The sequence below is a fragment of the Candidatus Omnitrophota bacterium genome (genome assembly GCA_025453395.1).
Taxonomy (GTDB): domain Bacteria; phylum Omnitrophota; class Gorgyraeia; order Gygaellales; family Profunditerraquicolaceae; genus JAlOQK01.
In genome coordinates, this window is record JALOQK010000006.1 from 27,372 (window position 1) to 47,240 (window position 19,869).

The window sequence follows — 19,869 nt, forward strand, 5'->3', positions numbered from 1 at the left end:
GGCTACTGGGATTTAAAGAATATGTCCGTAAAACTTTTAATTATTGATCCGACTGCCGGCTTAAACTTATATTTTGGCTCTTTGAGCGTTCCGCCTATAGTAATCAAGCCAAAACGCGTAGCCTGCCCTAATATCGCGGTAGTAATATCGCGTATGCCGCCGGTTAAGGGGGCATCGGGAGAAATCTCCACATTTAAAGAAGCATCCAGGGAGGAATCAAAGCCAATCAGGGCATTTCCTTTAATTGTAGCCAAATTACTGATAAGGATCAAATTATCCGTTGATATCTTTTGTTTACCCACGATAAAATCACATCCGCCTTGGGTAAAAACTACGTTCGTAAAATCAGTGGTAAATAAAAGCTTGCCTATGCCCTTAAGCAAATTTAGATTCCAAAGTTTACCGTTATAGACTAAAACCCTTCCCGCGCCTTCTATATTTTGCAGATCATTGCCTTTTCCGGCCAATTCAAACTGAGCGGATAAAAGCCCGGACAGGTCAGAATCCTTGGCTTGGGTGTCCATCTTTAAACGCTCAAGCTTTACATTATCAATAACTGCGCGCAAAGAAAACGGCATGGATGCCTCACGCAAATCTACTGTTGCCGTGCCAGTTATTTTACCTTCGTATAGAAAAGCTACGAGGTCAGAAAACTTTCCCATACCGGAATTTTGAGCATAAACTGCCTGCAGGCCATCTAATTTTATTCCATAAAGAGAAACTGGAGAAGTTTTTATATCCATTTTAAGGGAAGCTTTGGGCAGGGCATTTAAATAGCCGTTTAACTCAAACAATACCTCTGCCTTGCCATTTAAAGAGGCTTTTTCAAGCTGCGGCTTTAATGCAAGCGGAACAACATTAATTATATCTTTTAAATCTACCGAAGCTGTTGCTCTTACTCCGGCAAGGGCAACCGCCTGAGAAAGATCAAATGAGCCAGAAGCTGATACCTCAGAATTAGAATACCGGGCTTTGAATTTTGACAAAACCAAAACCTTGCCGCTGGAAGCAAATTCTGCGACTGCCGACAGATCCGCAGATGATATTGATATAATTCCCGACGGGCTTGACAGGCTTAAGATTGAACCCGAAGACTGACAGGCCTTATTCATATAGCCGAATCTTAAATTATCCCATTGCAGGCTATCCCGCGTAAAATTTATCCTGCCATTTACTTTTTCAATAGCAGCTGGCAGCTTTTCTTGCTTGATGTTCACATCCTTTAAATCTAAAGCGCCGGTTACTTTAAGCCTGTCTAAAGAAAGCGGCAGCACAGATGACACTTGACAGGCCAATACCGCATCGCCATCCATTTTATAAATAGCGGTAATCTTAAATTTATTGTTTAAAGCGTCCTGCAATAGCGCCATGCCAAAAGAAGAATTAAGCTTTAAATCAAAAGCTGGCGCCTGAAGGCTATTATCCAGTTTTAACTCTGCCTGAAAAGGAACACCCGAAACAGAAGCATTAATGCCTTTTAATACCGCCTGCTTATCATCAAATTGGGCGTTACAAGAAAAGTTATCCAAACGGCCTATATGGTCTATACCGGTAATACTGGCATCCTGGATGCGCGCCTTACCGGCATAGCTTAATTGTTTATCTGCAAGGCCGTATTTAATGCTGGTATCCCCGGAAAAAGACGCGTCAAAACCCAGTTTATCTTTAATAAAATTAAACTTAGCCGCAGAGAAATTTAAATTGGCGCTTAAAATCCCTTCTTTAAACTGCAGGTCTGCCTTTGAGCTTAAGATGCCGTTTTTAAGCTTGATACCCAAGGCATCCATGTAAACAGCAAATTGCGCAAGGTCAAAATTATCTAAATCAACATGCGCGGATAGATCTTTCTGCGGGATGCGGTATTGCCCGGAAAAGGAGACCAAAGATGAAATTACCGCCTGCCCGCGAAATTTAACGCTTGCCGGAAGGGACAGGTAAACGGTTAAATCTAAATCTTCGATTTGCTTATTGAACACGGGCTGAAACATATTGTCTTTAAAATCAACCCGCGCTTTAGAAATAACCATTTTCCGCACTACAAAATTAAGCGCGCTCGAAGAAAATTTATTTGCTGAAGCATTTGTGAATAAAGATAAAATATCGATGCCGCCGAACTTATCGCGAGAAACCCATATTTGCGGATTAAGAAGATGCACCGAAGAAATAACGATTCTCTTTTGGATAGGAAAGATAAAAAAGCTTATATAGGTTTTGGGAAGATATATATAGGTGCGGCTGTCATCAAATATCTTAAAATCCGTTAAAACTATCCCTCTAAAAATATTAAGCTTTAACGAACTTAAGCTTACTTTTTTCCCGGTTACGTTTTGGCTGGCTTCAATAATGGCGGATTTTATTTTGGTAGGCAGGTACACCCTATCCAGGTAAAAAAAACAAAAAGTTAAGGCAAGAATAACGGCCAGTAAAAAAATAAGCGCCAGTTTGATCTTTTTGAACATAAATTTTTTTGGAAAACTAAAGAATGAATTCCGGCTTCTTGACAAGCGGGTTATTTCTTATCTGTTCTTTAACCGCCTCACAAAGCCCTGGTTTGTCCAATTTAAAATACATATAATTCTTATAGCCCTCTACCCCCGGTTGGTCAAAGGCATTGATACCCAGAAGCTCTGCTTCAAAAGCAATTGAAATCTGAAAGAAGGCCAGCAGCGCCCCCCAATAATATGGGGTTATCTCAGGTAAAATAACCGTGCAATTCGGGCGCTTTTCTCTCACCAGCGCCCACTGGGTAGCTTCCTGCGCCAAAGAGAGAAGGCTGCCATAAGATTTTCCATCAAGGATATCCTTATTCACGGGAAGCTTAATATCATTCTTAAAACGCTCTATTTTGATAAAAGTAACCGCTTTATCGTTTCTGCCCTCTATATTATTCTGCTGTATGGAATGCAAGTCATTGGTCCCGCGGCAAGAAACAGGAGTCCTGCCCACATTCACCAGTTTGTCTTTATCCATCTGCCAGTTTTCCGTGCCGTCATTATTCACAATTATCTTACGCGCGTATTTTTTACCCAGGCTTTCGCCTAAAAGCTGGCTATACCAATCAGCGGTTGATTTCAAAGTCTCGGCAAATGGCATCATAATAGCGATAAACTTATCCTTCTTTTTGTAAAGTATATAATGCAAAAGCGCGTACATGTAGGCGGGATTCTGTAAAACTTGCTTATTCTGGCAGCGCTTGAACATATCCCTTGCTCCAGATAAAACTTCTTCCATATTTATCCCGCAAACCGCCAAATGCAACAAACCCATGTTAAACTCCGAGAATCTTCCTCCCACGCCTTTTAACAAGTCTAAGCTTCTGAAACTATCCGGATCTTTCTGATTAGCCATATCTGCTTTCTTGCGCAATGCCCCGGATGAAGGGTCAGTAATAGCCACGATCTGCCGGAGGTATTTAGGGCCGGCATTCTTCTTTAACCACGCCTGCACCACAGAAAAAGCGGCCTTGGTTTCCGTAGTCTCTCCAGACTTGGAGATAACTACCACAAAGGTCTTCTTGGCCTTAAGGCTTTTTAATAAAACGCTTAAAGTCTGGGGGTCGAGATTATTGCCTTCAAAATATACCCGGGGTTTTTTCTTTCTTAAAGAAGAGAAATCATTGTAATAAGCGCTTGTAAGCGCGTCAGAAGCAGCTTTCAGGCCCAGATATGACCCTCCAATGCCTAAGAAAATAACATTTTCGTATTTTTTATTGATTTCTGCTGCCAGCTTCTTGGTCTTGGCAATAATTTCAGCTGATTGACAAGGAAGATCAATCCAGGCAAGCGAGAGATTAAGCTTATCTTGAGGATTCAAAAAAACTTTATCCAAATGCCGAACAGCTTGCTGGCAAGCCTCTTTTAATTCTTCTATGTCGCCAAGGCCAACTCCGTGTTCACCAACATTTATTTCAAACATATTGTTAAAATCAAACTTAATATTTTCCATGATTGCTCATCCCCTGTTTATTAAAAAAAATGTTCCCGATATTTTCCTAATTTTATCACATCCGACAGCTTATGCAACATTTCTTCTTGGGAAATAGAATGCTGAAAGCCCAAGAATAAAAATAAATATAAGCGCTAAACAGGAAACTGTTACAGCTATGGCGCGCACCGGAGTATAGCCGAATTTTATCCTGATGCTATGAACCCCTGCGGGGATCATAAATTCAATAAGCCCGTTGGGAGAGCTTGCCCAAACTTCTGTTTTTGCCCCATCTATCCAAACCTGCCAGCCGGGAAAATAAAAAACATCATAATAGGCGTTGGTTTTTGAAGCGCAGGATACTGAAAATAATTTCTCAAGAGAAGAAATGCCCTGCTTGTCCAAAACCTGTAAGTTTGCCTGCCCGGAAGAAGAAAATATGGAATCCTGATGCGGTTTCCTGGGCATCTGTTTTACCCAGATAGGAGTATATTCCTTGGCATCGGGAAGATGCATGTAATCCAAAAGCTCTCTTACATCACCAACATTAAGCCAATCACTGTTCCATAAAGGCTTGGTAGTGTTTACCTGGCAATAAAAAATATTAGCCACAACCACAAGAACCGCTAAGAATATATTTACAAAGCGCATAATCCTGTTTTGGGCGATCAAAGACACGCCGGCGGCTAAAAAAGACGCGCTTAAAGTAACAAGGGTTAAAAAACGCCAGGGAAATTGAACATATGAAAGCATGGGTATTTTCTCCCAGAAGAAAGAAGAGGCAGTCAGAGTAAAAAAACATGATACTAACATAAGGCCAAGGAAAAATAAAACCTGCCTGAAGGTTTCCCGATAGACACGGTAGATCCTTAAAAGCATAAAAACTGCCACAGTTGAGAAAATAAGATGCAAGGGGCCAATTTGGAAAGACATCCCGTCGTATGGCCCGGATAGAGAATCTCCATAACCCCATTTAGAATAAATAAGCTGCCAGGGATAAACAAAGTGGTTAATATACTGCCAGCGCCCGCCGATCATATTATGGATCTGAACAAAATTCTTCTCAAGGATCGCCGGAAGCCAAAAAAACGCGCCTAAGGATAAACCGGTAATCATGCTGGACAACAAGTAAAAGATATTCTTTCGGCATAAAACGATTGCGTAAACAAAAGCTACCGGAAAAAACAGCATGCACATAATATTGTGCGACAGGCTTAAAGCAGCCACCGATAAAGCGGCCAGGATAAAATACCCCTTGGAGGATTTAAGGCTTAAGCGATACAGCGATAAAAGAATAAAAGGAAACACGGCAAAAGAACTAAATTCCGCAAACGCCCCTCTGACATAGATATCCACGATATGATACGGGGCAAAGGTATAACAGACACCGGCTAAGAAAGCGCCTGTCTTAGGGAAAAATTCCCGCGCGAATAAATACATCCCCACAGCGGAAACAATCCAGAAAAATACAGCAGCAATATTTAAAGAGGCGACCACCCCTACGCCTAAAAGGACGAATGCGTGCGCGGCGTAATAAAAAAGCGGCGGATAGAAATTAAAAAGCGGATACCCGAAACCAAAATTAAAATTACCCACCCACCTGACCATAAATTGCCCGTCGCCAAAACAACGGTATAGCGACACCTGGCGGATAAAACCCGCGGCAGAATCATGCCCCAGATTTAATTTATCATTTAATAAGCCCCGGCAGGCCAACAAAGATGCCAAAACAAGAACAGCCAGTAAAATCCAATCATTTCTTTTCATATTTTCTTCGGGCCTTAGGATTATTGAAGATTCGCGTAATAATTATACGCCTTTAAAGCAACCTCAGCAATAAGCCTTTTGGCTTCTTTGGCAGGGCCAGAATGTTTTACCAAGACGCTGATCAAAAAATCTCCGTATGGCGTAAAAACTATCCCTACGTCATGGCAGACATTTCTTTCTAATCCGGTTTTATGCGCCACTTTAACATCAGAAGGAAGCCGCGCGGGAATACGGTCATTTATTTTCTGGCGAGCCAATAACTGAAGCGATTGCCTGGAGACAGCCTCATTAATAAGCCTTCTTCTGTACATTAGTTCCAAAATGCGCGCCATATCATAAGCGGTAGTATAATTTTCTATGCCTCTTCTTCTTTTACTAAAATCCATCATCTTGCGTGAAATATTAGTCCCGGATAAACCGATGCTTTTAAAATAACTATCCAAATAATCCATGCCCAGCTTATCAATAATAATGTTGCTTGCGGTATTATCGCTTTGGGTGATCATATATTCCATTAACTGCCAAAAATTATAAGAAGAGCCATTGGGCATCTGCTTTAACGCTCCGGAACCGTTTGTCTTGAATCTGCCCTCAAGCGTGATTTTTTCTTCAGGGTTGACCTTGCCCTGCTGTATGGCCTGAAAACAAGCGGCCATAATCGGGACCTTAACCAAGCTTGCCGAAGCGAAATTATGATCGGCATTAACGCTTATTACCCAATTATATTCTAAATCCTTAATAAATACCCCTTCTTTGCCGTTAAATCGGCGCAATGAATCTTGGATATCAGATTCTAGCCTGTTCCATGCCTTTTGCCTTAATATCAAAACCTGCTTAACCCTGCAAGCTTCCCGATATTGTTGATAATAATATACGGAACAAACCAAGAACAAAGCCGACATCAAACAGAAAACAATGAGGATATTTCTTTGTAATCTCTTCATAACTTTATCTTTTTATTTTTGTTGCGGGTTTATTATTGTATTTGCCTTTTAAACTCTCGCCAAGGAAAATAATTTCCCGGACATTCAGTCCGGGCGCCAGGGACCTGACGATGCCCCAGGATATTGCGGTAAGGGATATTGTAATAGCGCTTCAAGGTGTTAACTAAATACACCAAAGAAGCAAGCTGCTCGGATGAAACCTTCTCTCTGCTGAAGTTGCCTACTAAACAAATGCCGATCCCCCGCGAATTCATATTGTTGGCGCGGCAATGCGCCCCATCCTGCTGTTTGATCCAGCGGGGCGCAACTTCAATCTGCCCGTTTTTCTTGCCATAGGTGCCGTTGTCAATAACAAAATGATACCCTAAACCGGCAAAACCTCTTTTGTTGTGGATATTGTTTAAAGAAAGCGCGTTTCCAGAATCCGTGGCGCTGTGATGCACAATAATATAATGCCATTTATGCGAAGGATATAGCGGGACAACCGGCCTGATGGCTCTTGGAAGAGGAATATACAGACGGGCCCCCACAGCCAAACCTTGCGCGGACTCAATATTGTTGGCGCGCATAATCTCTGATACTGAGGCGCCGTACATTTTACTGATCCGCCACAGGGTTTCCCCTGGCGCTACAACATGAAATAACGCGCCTGTCCCCTGCGGTATAGCAGTAGGCAAAGAAACAAAATTTCCTCCGGGCCCAATAGGAGAATTATTTCTTACCGGAACAGCCGCGCAGGAAGACAATAAAACCGCGCAAATTAATAAAACAATAAGCCTCATATTATCCGATCGCCTCAACTGCCGCCACAACAAGCTCTATTGCGCAATTGACATCCTTTAAACTAAAAACCGCGGAAGGCGCATGCACATAACGCGTTGGAACGCTTAAGACGCCAGTTACCACGCCTTCCCTGTTCATATAGATCATTGCCCCGTCGGTCATGCCTGCATCTAAAATAGACATTTGGTATTTAATATTTTTATCTTTAGCGGTGTTTACCAAAAGCTCTTTCATTTTCTCGCTGACAATAATCCCTCTTCCAGAGGCCTCAATCAAAGTAATCGCCACACCTTCTCCCAATTTAAGCTCTGTCTCGTTTTCTTTGACCTGCGGGGTATCTCCAGCGATAGTTGTATCTATGGCAATAGCATAATCCGGGTCAATCCTGAATGAAGAGGTGCGCGCGCCTTTTAAACCGACTTCTTCCTGCGCGGTAGCTACAGCATAAACCTGGCAACGCGGATTAATCCTCTCAAAAGCCTTAAGAAGAATATAGCAACCCACGCGATCATCAACTGCTTTCCCGTAATAAATATCTTCCCCTAAACATCCGCAGTTAGGCTCAAAGATGATCTGATCCCCCAAACTAACTTTGCCTAAAGCATCATCTTTATTCTTAGCGCCGATATCTATAAACATATCCTCATGCTTCAGAGGGGATTTCTTTTCTTCTTCCTTCTGTAAATGCGCAGGGCGCGTGCCGATAATACCTGTGATATCGCCCTTTTTGGACTTAATAACCACTCTCTGCCCGGGCAAGATCCGGTCGTCAAATCCGCCGATCTTAATAAAATAAATAAATCCTGAATTATCTATATACTTTGCCATCAACCCTATCTCGTCCATATGCGCGGCCAACATGATCTTTGTCTTACCGCTTCCTTTAACCGCGATCACATTGCCGAAATTATCAATTTGTACGTTTTGAGAGCTTTTCTTAAAATATTCCTGCATAAGCAAAGAGACTTCTTTTTCGCATCCAGAAACTCCTGATGCGCTTAATAATTTTGCTAATAACTGATCCATATATCTTATCCCTCCTATATCTTAGCGATTCTCTCTGCGATATCTAAAATCAACTTTTCAGAATCCTTCCAGCCCAAACACGGATCCGTAATAGATTGGCCCTTTACTTTTCCAGCCGGGCTTTGAGAGCCTTCTTCAAGGTAACTCTCGATCATCAAGCCCTTAATGATATCCCTTAAAGAAGATGAATTTTGCATGCTATGCAAAACCTGCTTGGCGATACGCGGCTGCTCACGAAAATCTTTACCGGAATTAGCATGGTTGGTATCTATGATCATCCCCGGATTAACAAGCCCTCTTTTACGGTAAGCTTCTGCTACTTGCATCAAACTTTCATAATGATAATTGGGGATGTTCTGGCCGTACTGGTTCACTGCCCCCCGCAATATGCAATGCGCGAATGGATTACCGGCAGTTTTTACCTCCCAGCCGTTATAGATAAAGATGTGCGGCTTTTGCGCGGCGTAAACTGAATTTAACATTACCCCGATATCCCCGCTTGTGGGATTTTTCATGCCTGCCGGTATATCCAGCCCGCTGACGGTCAGGCGGTGCTCTTGATTCTCCACAGAACGCGCTCCAATAGCCACATAGCTTAAAAGGTCTTCCAAATAAGGGTAATTACCCGGATAAAGCATCTCATCGGCAGAGCTTAAACCCGTATGATCTAAAACATGCATATGCATCTGGCGAATGGCTTTTATGCCTTCAACAATATTGGGCTGATCGCAAGGATCCGGCTGATGCACCATGCCTTTGTACCCTTCGGCAGTGGTGCGCGGTTTATTCGTGTAAATACGCGGCACCAACACAAGCACGTGCTTAACTTTTTCCTGCACCAAAGACAAACGCAGGGCATATTCATAAATAGCATCTTTATCATCGGCAGAACAAGGCCCGATAATCAAAAGAAATTTCTTAGAATCTTTTCTAAAAATATCTTTTATTGTTTTATCACGCTTTTCTTTAAGAGAAGCCAACCGCGACGGCAAAGGCATCTGCTTAAGAATGTCTTGGGGCTTTGGTATTTTTCTTAAATTAGTGAAACTCATCTTACGTCTTCTGCCTTTCTTCTTTAAACCTTCATCTTTCTTCCCGGGCCTTTTTTCATTAATGCCGGCAAAATCCCCGGAACTCTTTGGGGATAAAGCCAACTTGTATTCTATTATCTATAAAATATTTTTCAACTAAATTCTCCCGTTTTCCCCCTTCCGGGACAACTCCTGCTAAAACACCGCTTTTACAAAGAAGCTGCACAGCATCCAGAAACGGGAAAAAGGCGTCAGCGGCAAAAACCGCCCTCCTGGGATTATGGGCGTTTGAAGAAGCCCTGGCTAAAGCAATGCTGGCGGCATCAAAAGTAGAAGGCCCTCCTCCTATAGACAGAAGCGCTGCGTCCTTGGCCAGGGCGACTTCGTTACCTCCTAAGTTAGAGGTATAGCAAGCGGCCCAGGCAATGGCTATATCAATAACCCGACGGTAATCTTTTAGCGGCACCACCCAGCGTAAAGAATGCAAATCTAAAATATAGTCCGCATAAGGTTGAGACAAAAACCCGCAACGCACCATGCGAAGAGACTGCTTGTGATGGCGCAAAAAAGGCTCTCTCAACGAAGGATTGATAAAAATTTTTCTATTAGTATTCGCAGAAAGAACCTCTAAGGCCGCAGGATTTATTTGCGGGCAGGCGATCAAATCAAGCATCCAGCTTCCCGAGCCGTATTCTTTTTTTCTATGCAGGCTGTTTTTCATAACCTTTGCCAGATCAGGGGTGATAGTGAAATTAACGATAAGCTCCCCTCCCCAGATCGCCCTGGGGTTACCCCACAAGGCGCAGGCAAGCGCCTTTAACGGATCATTTCTGCTTACCCCTATCCCGCAGGGATTGCCATGTTTAGCAGCAACGCAAATAAAAGGTTTCTCCACGGAATTTAGCACTAAACAGCTATAAAGCCTGGAAATAGTCTCAAGGATAGCATCAAAATCCGCCAGATTAGTAAAACAGGGGCTTTCTCCATGGATTTGTTTAAAAGCGCCTAAGCCTAAAGGGTCATGATCCGCGATAGAATATAAATATGCCGGCGACTGATACGGGTTTTCTCCGTTTGAAAGCTGGTATTTCTTTACCCCTTGGAGCACCTGCACGTCTTCACTGTTGTTAACTATCTTCAGATAATGCGCGCTTATGGCAAGATTGGCTTGCACCTGCAGTTCATGCACAACATCATGCGGGACTTTGCCTTTTTTCTCTAATAAGGAAACTACCCTTTCCATGTCCGAAAGATGCATTACGGGAATTCTATTTCCTTTAACCGCCAAGGCCAACAACGCTAACCCCCCAACATCATTACCCGCGCTCAAACTGTAAGGGATATCATAAACTAAATCTATGCGCTGGTCAGAATCCTGGGTGAGCGCTTTTTCGATTAAAGGATGCAGTGTCGCCGGAAAATTAAGATCGTATCTAAAATCAACAAAATCCTCAACCTGAACAACCGGTATTTTCTTGGATCTTAAGAAATCACAGGCATCCTTAGTGGAGACAATCTCCCAGCCGGCCCTGGAAAGCCGCAGAGATAAATCCTCTAATCCAGGGTGGACATTCACAGAAATAAGGGCGCGTTTTCTCATTAGAGTTTACTTGTGTTTTTTCTTTTTATAAATATGCTGCTGGGCAAAAAGTTCCTGAAGCGCCTGCCAAATTTCATGCTGGCTATCGGCAGCCAAGAATTTCTTGCGGTTATTCTGATCGGACATAACACGCGCGATAATGCCTAATATCTGGACCTGCGCTTCGTCATCCTGCTTTGGAGTCAGGATAAGAAAAATAAACTTTGCAGGATTACCGTCTGGAGAATTCCATTCAATCCCGGATTTTGCCCGGCCGAGGATGACTCTTGAGTGCATCAAAAAATTAATCCGCGCGTGCGGAAGAGCGATGCCCTCTTCTATTGCGGTGCCCATCATGTTTTCTCTTGCTAAAACAGGCGCATATATCCTTTCAGCATCAGGCATGTTGCCCTGCTCTGATGCAAGAGAACATAATTCGTATATGGCGCTGTCCCGGTCTTTGGCTTTCATATCAAGGATAATTTCTTTATGGGAAAAACACTCCATCACGCTTATTTTCTTTCTTAACATAAGCGAATACTTTAAGAGCGGGCCCAATAAAGTTGCTGAAGTCACCCCGCTTGCCACAATTGCCACAAACATCTGCTCAGTAATAAGATTATACTGCAAGGCTAAAATGCCAATAACAATCTCCATGGAGCCTCCGGGAGTATGCGCTACCGCCACAGAAAGCCGATTAGCCCGGGAAAGCTTGGTAAAAATAACCCCGATCCATGCCCCGATAAATTTGCCGAAGAAACTTACAAAGGTGATAAAAATAATTAACTTAAGATTAAAGTTATGCAAGAAATCAATATTCAGACCAATGCTGGCAAAGAAAAGCGGGACAAAAATAGCATAGACCATCTGGGAGATCACCTGACGGGTGCGCTCAGGAAGCGCCTTTGCTTCTCCCGCCATTACCCCGGCGGCAAAAAATCCCAGCATCGCGCTTATGCCTATTCTCTGAAACAGCGCCCCGCAGAAAAAACCGGCCAAACAAAGAAAAGTAAGCGAACTTGCCGGTTCGGGCATTTCAGACTTCTTGATAAAATTAATCACCTTCTCAGATAAGCGCCTGCCGTAACTTAAACAAAAAACCACCAGGATTATAGCCGACGCCAAAACCATAACAAGCTTAATAAGATGCACATTGGTGTTAGTAAAGACAGCTAACACCAGCGTAAAAATAACCCAACCGATTATTTCATTGACCGATAAGGCCGACATAATCAAATATCCCAAATCAGTCTTAGAGATATTTAAATCATTTAGAGCCCTGATTGTCACAGGCATGGCGCTTATGGTCATAACTGTAGCCATAAAAAGGGCAAATATTATTCTTTGGGACGGATCAACCAGGAAGCTATCAGGTATAAAAAGGCTTAAAACAAAACCCATGAACATCGGGAAAATAATATCGCTTGAGGCTATTTTTAAGGCATTGCCGCGATGGCGCCAGGCAGCGGAAAAATCCATGCCTAATCCGGTCTCAAGAAGAAAAAACAAAAGGCCCATCAAAGCGACAGTCTCAAGCATATAAAGCTGCGCCGGATCCTGCGGAAAAACAAAATTATATGCCTTAGGAAAAAACCTTCCGAAAACTGTCGGCCCGAATAAAATCCCCACGAGTATCTCTGCAGTTAAAGTTGGCTGCTTAAACCTGCGGAAAATCTCGCCTAATAGCCTGGCAAAACCTAAAAGCAAGAAAACCTGCAGCAAAAAGATAAAAATATTGTCCTGAGCGAACATGATCATGCAAAACTCCTTTTCTATCTATTTTAACGCGGAACAAGCCTCATCAATTCTTCTTTTAAAAGATGTTTCCTGATCGCGCAATCCTGATGCCAATTCTCATTCAAAAGCACAAACTGCCTTTGCAGAAAGAAATTATTCTGTATAAAGTTAAATAAAACGCGGCAGGGATCATAAGAAAGCCCGGATGAGACAAGATACAGGGGCCTGCCGCTTTGATAATGTTTACGAAGCTGCGATAAAAAATCTGTCCACTTATTTACGTCACAATCAGAAGGAGGCACCAGTGCTTCTCTTTTAGTGTAATACTTCAGGAATATCCATTCATCCTGGGTAATAATCAAGCTGTTGGGCTGGGTAAAAGCTTCAATATTCTTGGCAAAATCCACCTGATAGGCATGCAGGTGCCTTTGCCACAAAAGAGGATATATGTATAAAAACATGGGGATAATAAATAAAAATGTTAGCGCCCCTGAAAGAAAAAGCCTCTCCCGAGATAAATAAGCGATCCCCCGCGCGGCGTAATAAAAAAGAAAAAACACAGGCACAATAAGGTAACGCGGGGTGTCCGCTTCACGGTTAACCACATAGACAAAAGGCACTAAAAACGCTATAAAGAAAAACAGATTTAATTTAAGATTTTCTTTTTTCATCCACAAATAAAGCCCTACCAGGCAGGCTAATATGCTAACACGCAAAGTCTGGCCCAACATCACAAACCCTTGGGCAATGTGCGCGAAGGTAAATTCCCAGACGATTAAAAATTGATCCGGTTTCTTAATAAAAAAACGCTGGACTATTTCCGGCATAATAAAATTATCTACCCACCCCTTCCTTGCAGCTAAAAGGCTTATAAGCGCCCACAGCCCTAAGGAAAACAATGAAAATAAAAACACGCAGCGCAAGGCATAAAGGATATTCTCCCGTTTCTGAATAATAAGCCAAAAAAGCATAGCCGGAATAACAAGGGCGCATTCGCCCCGGGAAGCAATGGCTAAACCAGCGAAAATAGAAGATTTTATCCATGACAACTCAAATAAATAAAACAGGCAGATTGGCAGCAGCAACGAAGCCAAAGCATGATCGATCCTGCCAAATGTAGTTACGGAAAGAAAAGCGGGATAAAAAGAAAACAAAAGAAAAAGGGCAAAACTGGAAGCATCCCCTATTCTCTTCCTAAATAATAAATAGCCTAACATCTGGCCCAATGACGAAAATAAAACCGTAACGAACATCAATAGATTCAGGTCATCAAGGTTTTTCAAAAAAAGGGATTTAATCCAGGAAAGAAATATCACAAAAACAGAGGCCAACGGCATATAAATACCATGCTCGCTGATAGAATGTTCCCGCATTTGGATCAAAAAATCCACGGTATCGTAATGGAACGGCCCCTTGCTTAAAAGAAGCCATCTTACCCAAAAAGACACAGCAAAAATAAAAAGCCCATAATAAATAACCCTGCTTGAGGAAGCTTTGTCGCGGTTTTGCATTCTTATGAATTAAGCTATTTTTATAATTGGTATTTCGGTATTATCTTGATATCCCGGTAATTTTATATTGTAAAACTCCCGCGGGAACCTTGATCTGCACTACCTGGCCTATTTTATGGTTTAACAATGCCGAACCTACAGGAGAAGAAACGGAAATCTTATTCAGATTGTAATCGGCCTCTGCCTCAGAAACAAGCATGTATTCCAACTCTTCTTCGGTGTCTAGATCCTTTAATTTCACGGTTGCCCCAATCAACACTTCATCCTTGGGGATATTAGTATTATCTAAAATACGCGCACAGCTTAACTTTTCCTCGATCTGGGAAATTCTTAACTCATTATGCGCTTGGGCGTCTTTGGCTGCATCGTATTCAGCATTCTCACTTATATCTCCTTGGGCACGCGCCTCACCAATCGCCTTAGATAATTCCCTGCGCTTCACAGTCTTTAGCTTCTCTAACTCTTCTTCTAATTTCTGATAACCTTCTTTAGTAAGATAAATTGGTTCCATTGTTTCTCCTTTGATATTACATGTTTATCAAATCTTTTAAATCTACTGCCGGATTACGATAACGCTTCTTTCCAATGGTACTTTTACCGTATTGTATGGCTTCCACGGGGCACCACTGCAAACAAGCCATGCATTGCTGGCATTGCCCCAGCCACTTAGGTTTACCCTGTTGAAGTTGTATGTTCTTAACCGGACAAACCTTAACGCAGGTACCGCAATGATTACATTTATCCTCTGCCCAAAAGCCTTTATCCATTTTAGGGATCTTAGGAGAAGCTACTTTATATAAAAATGAAAAAAGAAATCTTAAAGCGCCCATGTCCTTTTCAACCGGCAAAATCTTTCGGTCTTTTATCAAAGAGGAGATCTCCTTTACTCTTTTATCGGCTTTAACAAACATCTCATCCTGTTCGTCCTGTTTTATTGCCCCATAAAGAGCAGTATAATTACCGGGCATTCTTATTAAGAAAGCAGAAGATAATTCAAGGTTTCGTTTCTCAAATAAATTCTTGCACATACCTAAGGCATTACCAGCCTTCCCGCCATAAGTAGCAACTGCAAAAATATATGAACCCTTAGTCACTTCTAGCCTATCAATAAAATCCCTAACTAATAGAGGCAAACCAAACATATACACCGGAAATACTATCCCTATACAGGACGAACTTACGCTTACAATATCTTCCCGGAAAGTTGCGATAGGGCAAAGTTGAGTATCGCCTAATTCCTTGGCTAAACTGCGGGCGACTTCCAAAGAATTTCCTGTGCCGGTAAAATAAAAAATCATGTTATTCATCTAGACCCCCTATTCTTTCTTAAAAATACTTTTTACAATATATCTGGGGCGCTGTTTAACTTCTTCAAATATCTTGCCGATATACTGCCCTAAAACGCTTATCCCTAAAAGCTGGATGGAGCCAATAAAAAGCACTACCACCAAAACTGTTGTAAAACCCTGCGGGGCACTGGGAGTAATAATCTTTATAATAATCTGCGCGATGATACCGATCATAGATAAGAAAAATGTTACAAGCGAAAGCAAGGTCATTAATTCAAGCGGGACATAAGTAAAAGAGAATATTCCTTTCATCGCCCAGCTAAAATTCTTTAAGAAATTATTGGTTGATTTGCCAAACATACGTTCCGGCCTAACATAAGAAACACCTGTCTGCTTAAAACCTGCCCAAGCGCGCAAGCCCCTAATAAACCTATCGCGCTCTGGCATATTTTTTAACACCTCTACCGCCTTCTTGTCTATCAAAGAAAAATCTCCGGCATTAAGCGGAACCTGCACATAAGAGATCTGGTGAAACAGGCGGTAAAAAAGCTTGTAGGCTATCTGCATAAAAATTGGCGCTTCACGTTTTATGCGCACTCCGTAGATTACGTCAAACCCTTCCAGCCATTTATTATAGAATTGCTCGATTAGCTCAGGGGGGTCCTGCAGGTCACCGTCAAGAAGCACTACCCCGTCGGAACTTGCGATGTCCATGCCGCTTGTAAACGCCATTTGGGAGCCGAAATTACGCGAATGGTTAACCGCTACCACATGGGCGTCCTTATTCACAAGCTGTTTTAATACAGCTTCGCTGTTATCAGGGCTGCCATCATTAATAAAAATAATCTCATAGCCACAGCCTATCTTATTAAAAACATCTGTTAGCCGCTTATGCATAATCGGGATTGCCTGTTCGTCTTTATAACAGGCAATAATCGCGGATATCTTTTTCATAAAACCTCCATTTAAATAACCAATAATCAAATCTCAATCACCAAATAATAACCAATTACCAATGCCTCAATAACCAAACGAATTTGGTAAATTGGTTATTGATTATTGGATTTTATTTGGTTATTGGTGCTTAGTTATTGATAAATTGCATATGTCTATTTTATTAAGTTTATATAATACGGCTTTGGGTTATTCGCCATTTCCTCAACCATACTTAAGATTTGGCTATTATCTTCCGGCCAAAGGCCTGTGATGTTTGAAAATATCTGCATCACCTTTTTATCTTCTTCTGCCCAATGAGAGAAGCCGTCATGCAAATAATCTTTATTTCTCCCAGAAGCAACCAGTTTCACCGGGATCATTTCATTATTTATGTAATTACGGATAGTTTCAAACGGGCGGTATAATAAAAATGGAGTTATAGAATAAACAAACGGTATCTTTCCCGATAAAGCAAGCCCCACGGAAATATCCATCATCGCCTGTTCAGCGGCTCCGGTATTAATAAATCTTCCCGGATAATCAGCGCGTATCTTATCCCACATTTTGTACCCTAAGTCTCCTGTAACAACCCAAATCTTATCATTCCGGGACATTTTATCATGCAGGGCATCAGCAAAACACCTGCGCATCTTTACAGCAGAAATTTCTTTCATACCCCACCCTCTCTTCCCACTCTCATTCCAACCACACAACTCACAACCCACAACTCATAACCCATAGCCCACCCCCTCTTCAACTCAATATCTCCATAGCAAACTTAAAATCTTTTTCGCTCATAACATAGTAATGCGCGTCAAGCCCTTTCAAAAAAGGCATCTGCTCTGATTTGGTCTTTATTAACAAAAGCAACGGGACACTTTTTGTGCCTGCGTTTCTGGATAATGCCTTAACAATATCATCCGGATCACAAGTATTAATGCTTACCGGATTTAAACCAAACCCCTTGAACTTACGCAATAAACTGCTTATGTCTACCTTCTTATACGCTGCCCAGCCATTAGCATTAACTAAAATATTAAGATTAGAAAGCTTGTTTTCCACGGCGATGTTTAAAGCCTCCCAGATACTTCCCTCAGCGCATTCTCCGTCAGATATAAGGCAATAAACATTTTTCTTTCTATCGCCCAAGGCCATGCCTGTGGCAATACCTAAGCCATGGCCTAAGCTGCCGCTTGAAACATCTATGCCATAGCTTGCATTACGATCAGGATGAATATTCAACTGCATCAGGGAATCTTCTCTTAAAGACCCTTGTTTTTCTAATACTGCGTACAAGGCAACTGCGGCATGTCCGCTTGAAAGGACAAACGGCTCATCCTTTTTCTTCGCCTGATAGACTGCGCCTATAATGTCCACGGCCGTCAAGCAGGAGCCCAAATGCGATAAAGATTTTTTATGGCTTATTTCAATGATTCTGCGGCGCAGATGTTTATGCTCGTTTTTCAGTTTCTTAAAATCCATGATTAGCCTTCCTCTGCAGGCTTAATTGCTATAATACACAAATTGCCCAATCTTAAGCTAAAGTTTAAAGATAAGAACCAATTCAAAAAACCTGACCTTGCTTTTAAAATATACTCTTTGAATCTTTTTCCAAGCGGTAGCAGCCATAAAAAATAGCTTAAAGAAATCCTATTATATGGGGAATATATCTTTAAAGTGACAAACCCGCGCGCTTCAAATATTTTCTTTATAGTTTTCTTACTGTATAAAAAAGGATGCTCGATATCCACAATCGGGCTTTTTTCGCCTAAGAGTTTACTGGAAAGGCTTTCTGCGTCGTGGTTAAAACACAAGACATACCCTCCGGGCACAAGCAGATCATAACAAGTCTGCAAGAATTCAACTGGCGCATCAACGTGGTCAAAAGTCTGGAAGAAAAAAATAAAATCAAAACAGCCTTTTTCAAATATGCCGGGTGTCAAAAAACTTGTTTTAATGCTTGCTTGAAGCGATCCATCGGCCTTAAGTACCGCTTGCTTGCTTGGCTCAATGCCAAAAATATTTTTATAGCCTCTTTTTAAAAGCTCTGTAAGCAGAAATCCATTGCCGCAACCAATCTCAAGGATCCTGGCGTTCTGGTTTAACCTTTTTAACACCTGCTCCAGCGCTTGCATATAGGAGCTGGTTAAATTCTTGATTTGCTTTTCGTAATTAAATTTACTCTTACTATAAAAATCTTCTACGGTTGTTTTATCTAAAACAGGATCAGCGCGCAATAACCCGTCTTTATTGCATTTCACAATCCGGTAATGCACCCTATCGGGAAGTCGGCGTGCAGAAAAAGTATCTACATTAATATCTGCAGTTTCAAAATTTTGATCATAGATTACTTTATAATCGCCAAGGCTGCCGCACAAAGGGCAAGATGTATGCACAAGTTTCATTTATATATAGAGTGATTTCTTTTAAACCATTCCCAAGTCAAACTCAAACCTTTTTCTAAGCTGACTTGCGGCTTAAAACCTAAGAGTTTCTTTGCCTTAGAAATATCCGCCACCCAGCAGGAAGTATCCCACTGACGCATCGGCATCTTGCCCCATCTAAAAGAAGTAGTTTTGCCGGTTACCTTGACTGCTTTTTCTACAATATCCTTAATTGAAGACTGTTTGCCGGTTGCGATATTAAAGATTTCACCGGGGAATAATTTTAGCCGAGATATATTCATATAAGCGCTGACCATGTCATCAACATATATGTAATCGCGCGCGATATCCGGATTTACCAAATCCATGGCTTTCTTAAAATACAAACAACGCATCAGTGTTGGGACAAAGCGCGAAGGCTGTTCATAGGCCCCATAAACCGAAAACGGCCGAAGCGTAACAACGGGTTTTTTTTCTTTGCGCGCGAAATACGAGCATAAAAGTGACGCTGAAGACTTACTGACTGCATAATAACTTGTTGGTTCTAAACAATCATCTTCGCGCATGGGCTTATCTTTAAACCCATATTCCGAAGAGCTTCCAGTATTAACCAGCAACTCGTAATCAATGCAGGATGCAGCCTTTAAAATATTCCATGTGCCGGAAAGATTAACCTTGAATGCTAAATCTGAATCAGTCTGCTCTGGATAAGCTCCATAAGCGGCAAGATGGTAGATTACAGTGGGTTTTGCTTTAAAGAAAATCTTCTTTAACTCTTGAAAAGAAGTTAAATCTGAACAATGAACTTTTGTTTTCTTAAGAATATCTTTGATGCGCCAGACTTGAGCTTCTTTTCTTAAGATTATATGGACATCTTCTTTATTTTCAACAAGATGCCTTAATAGGCAAGAGCCCACAAATCCGCTAGCCCCAGTAATAAGATAAACCCTTTTCACAT

Annotated in this window: 17 protein-coding genes; all 17 read right to left on the reverse strand. The window is 41.8% G+C overall.

All coding sequences use genetic code 11. The annotated features are described in order from the left end of the window. Positions 1–2 precede the first annotated feature (2 nt). Positions 3–2,459 (reverse strand): DUF748 domain-containing protein, encoded by a 2,457-nt coding sequence (locus tag MUF05_06275; GenBank protein MCU0666680.1) that lies wholly within the window; start codon positions 2,457–2,459, stop codon positions 3–5. Between the two features lie 16 nt (positions 2,460–2,475). Further along, positions 2,476–3,945, reverse strand: a complete 1,470-nt coding sequence (locus MUF05_06280) for a hypothetical protein (GenBank protein MCU0666681.1) — start codon at positions 3,943–3,945, stop codon at positions 2,476–2,478. A gap of 69 nt (positions 3,946–4,014) precedes the next feature. Beyond that, positions 4,015–5,691 (reverse strand): hypothetical protein, encoded by a 1,677-nt coding sequence (locus MUF05_06285; GenBank protein ID MCU0666682.1) that lies wholly within the window; start codon positions 5,689–5,691, stop codon positions 4,015–4,017. A 20-nt stretch (positions 5,692–5,711) separates the two neighbouring features. Further along, positions 5,712–6,635: a class A beta-lactamase-related serine hydrolase gene (locus MUF05_06290; protein MCU0666683.1), complete on the reverse strand. Its 924-nt coding sequence runs from the start codon at positions 6,633–6,635 to the stop codon at positions 5,712–5,714. A 32-nt stretch (positions 6,636–6,667) separates the two neighbouring features. Beyond that, the gene (locus tag MUF05_06295; GenBank protein MCU0666684.1) at positions 6,668–7,417 is read right to left on the reverse strand and encodes an N-acetylmuramoyl-L-alanine amidase; all 750 of its coding nucleotides are present in this window, start codon (positions 7,415–7,417) and stop codon (positions 6,668–6,670) included. A gap of 1 nt (position 7,418) precedes the next feature. Beyond that, entirely contained in the window at positions 7,419–8,444 is a 1,026-nt protein-coding gene (locus MUF05_06300; GenBank protein ID MCU0666685.1) for a M42 family metallopeptidase, read from the reverse strand. A 14-nt stretch (positions 8,445–8,458) separates the two neighbouring features. Beyond that, a complete protein-coding gene (locus MUF05_06305) occupies positions 8,459–9,496 on the reverse strand; it encodes a 3-deoxy-7-phosphoheptulonate synthase (GenBank protein MCU0666686.1) in 1,038 nt (345 codons plus the stop codon). Between the two features lie 58 nt (positions 9,497–9,554). Next, positions 9,555–11,075, reverse strand: a complete 1,521-nt coding sequence (locus MUF05_06310) for a hypothetical protein (GenBank protein MCU0666687.1) — start codon at positions 11,073–11,075, stop codon at positions 9,555–9,557. Positions 11,076–11,081: 6 nt separating this feature from the next. Beyond that, the gene (locus MUF05_06315) at positions 11,082–12,812 is read right to left on the reverse strand and encodes a cation:proton antiporter (GenBank protein MCU0666688.1); all 1,731 of its coding nucleotides are present in this window, start codon (positions 12,810–12,812) and stop codon (positions 11,082–11,084) included. Positions 12,813–12,835: 23 nt separating this feature from the next. Then, positions 12,836–14,302 carry a glycosyltransferase family 39 protein gene (locus MUF05_06320; GenBank protein MCU0666689.1) on the reverse strand — a complete coding sequence of 489 codons (1,467 nt, stop codon included), beginning with the start codon at positions 14,300–14,302 and terminating at the stop codon, positions 12,836–12,838. 40 nt (positions 14,303–14,342) lie between these two features. Then, on the reverse strand, positions 14,343–14,813 hold the full coding sequence (gene greA, locus MUF05_06325; GenBank protein MCU0666690.1) for a transcription elongation factor GreA: 471 nt from the start codon (positions 14,811–14,813) through the stop codon (positions 14,343–14,345). A 16-nt stretch (positions 14,814–14,829) separates the two neighbouring features. Further along, positions 14,830–15,609, reverse strand: coding sequence for an EFR1 family ferrodoxin (locus tag MUF05_06330; protein MCU0666691.1), 780 nt, complete (start codon positions 15,607–15,609; stop codon positions 14,830–14,832). Positions 15,610–15,618: 9 nt separating this feature from the next. After that, positions 15,619–16,545, reverse strand: a complete 927-nt coding sequence (locus MUF05_06335; protein ID MCU0666692.1) for a glycosyltransferase family 2 protein — start codon at positions 16,543–16,545, stop codon at positions 15,619–15,621. A 155-nt stretch (positions 16,546–16,700) separates the two neighbouring features. After that, a complete protein-coding gene (locus MUF05_06340; protein ID MCU0666693.1) occupies positions 16,701–17,201 on the reverse strand; it encodes a hypothetical protein in 501 nt (166 codons plus the stop codon). Positions 17,202–17,280: 79 nt separating this feature from the next. Then, a complete protein-coding gene (locus MUF05_06345; protein MCU0666694.1) occupies positions 17,281–18,009 on the reverse strand; it encodes a thiamine pyrophosphate-dependent enzyme in 729 nt (242 codons plus the stop codon). A gap of 2 nt (positions 18,010–18,011) precedes the next feature. Beyond that, positions 18,012–18,932: a class I SAM-dependent methyltransferase gene (locus MUF05_06350; GenBank protein MCU0666695.1), complete on the reverse strand. Its 921-nt coding sequence runs from the start codon at positions 18,930–18,932 to the stop codon at positions 18,012–18,014. Beyond that, a complete protein-coding gene (locus MUF05_06355) occupies positions 18,929–19,867 on the reverse strand; it encodes a GDP-mannose 4,6-dehydratase (GenBank protein ID MCU0666696.1) in 939 nt (312 codons plus the stop codon). Before MUF05_06355 ends, MUF05_06350 begins: the two co-directional genes overlap by 4 nt. Positions 19,868–19,869 lie beyond the last annotated feature (2 nt).

Excerpts from the sequence above, each read along its gene's own strand:
- MUF05_06275 (MCU0666680.1), bottom strand. The coding sequence starts at position 2,459 with ATGTTCAAAAAGATCAAACTGGCGCTTATTTTTTTACTGGCCGTTATT.
- MUF05_06280 (MCU0666681.1), bottom strand. The coding sequence starts at position 3,945 with ATGGAAAATATTAAGTTTGATTTTAACAATATGTTTGAAATAAATGTT.
- MUF05_06285 (MCU0666682.1), bottom strand. The coding sequence starts at position 5,691 with ATGAAAAGAAATGATTGGATTTTACTGGCTGTTCTTGTTTTGGCATCT.
- MUF05_06290 (MCU0666683.1), bottom strand. The coding sequence starts at position 6,635 with ATGAAGAGATTACAAAGAAATATCCTCATTGTTTTCTGTTTGATGTCG.
- MUF05_06295 (MCU0666684.1), bottom strand. The coding sequence starts at position 7,417 with ATGAGGCTTATTGTTTTATTAATTTGCGCGGTTTTATTGTCTTCCTGC.
- MUF05_06300 (MCU0666685.1), bottom strand. The coding sequence starts at position 8,444 with ATGGATCAGTTATTAGCAAAATTATTAAGCGCATCAGGAGTTTCTGGA.
- MUF05_06305 (MCU0666686.1), bottom strand. The coding sequence starts at position 9,496 with ATGAGTTTCACTAATTTAAGAAAAATACCAAAGCCCCAAGACATTCTT.
- MUF05_06310 (MCU0666687.1), bottom strand. The coding sequence starts at position 11,075 with ATGAGAAAACGCGCCCTTATTTCTGTGAATGTCCACCCTGGATTAGAG.
- MUF05_06315 (MCU0666688.1), bottom strand. The coding sequence starts at position 12,812 with ATGATCATGTTCGCTCAGGACAATATTTTTATCTTTTTGCTGCAGGTT.
- MUF05_06320 (MCU0666689.1), bottom strand. The coding sequence starts at position 14,302 with ATGCAAAACCGCGACAAAGCTTCCTCAAGCAGGGTTATTTATTATGGG.
- greA (MCU0666690.1), bottom strand. The coding sequence starts at position 14,813 with ATGGAACCAATTTATCTTACTAAAGAAGGTTATCAGAAATTAGAAGAA.
- MUF05_06330 (MCU0666691.1), bottom strand. The coding sequence starts at position 15,609 with ATGAATAACATGATTTTTTATTTTACCGGCACAGGAAATTCTTTGGAA.
- MUF05_06335 (MCU0666692.1), bottom strand. The coding sequence starts at position 16,545 with ATGAAAAAGATATCCGCGATTATTGCCTGTTATAAAGACGAACAGGCA.
- MUF05_06340 (MCU0666693.1), bottom strand. The coding sequence starts at position 17,201 with ATGAAAGAAATTTCTGCTGTAAAGATGCGCAGGTGTTTTGCTGATGCC.
- MUF05_06345 (MCU0666694.1), bottom strand. The coding sequence starts at position 18,009 with ATGGATTTTAAGAAACTGAAAAACGAGCATAAACATCTGCGCCGCAGA.
- MUF05_06350 (MCU0666695.1), bottom strand. The coding sequence starts at position 18,932 with ATGAAACTTGTGCATACATCTTGCCCTTTGTGCGGCAGCCTTGGCGAT.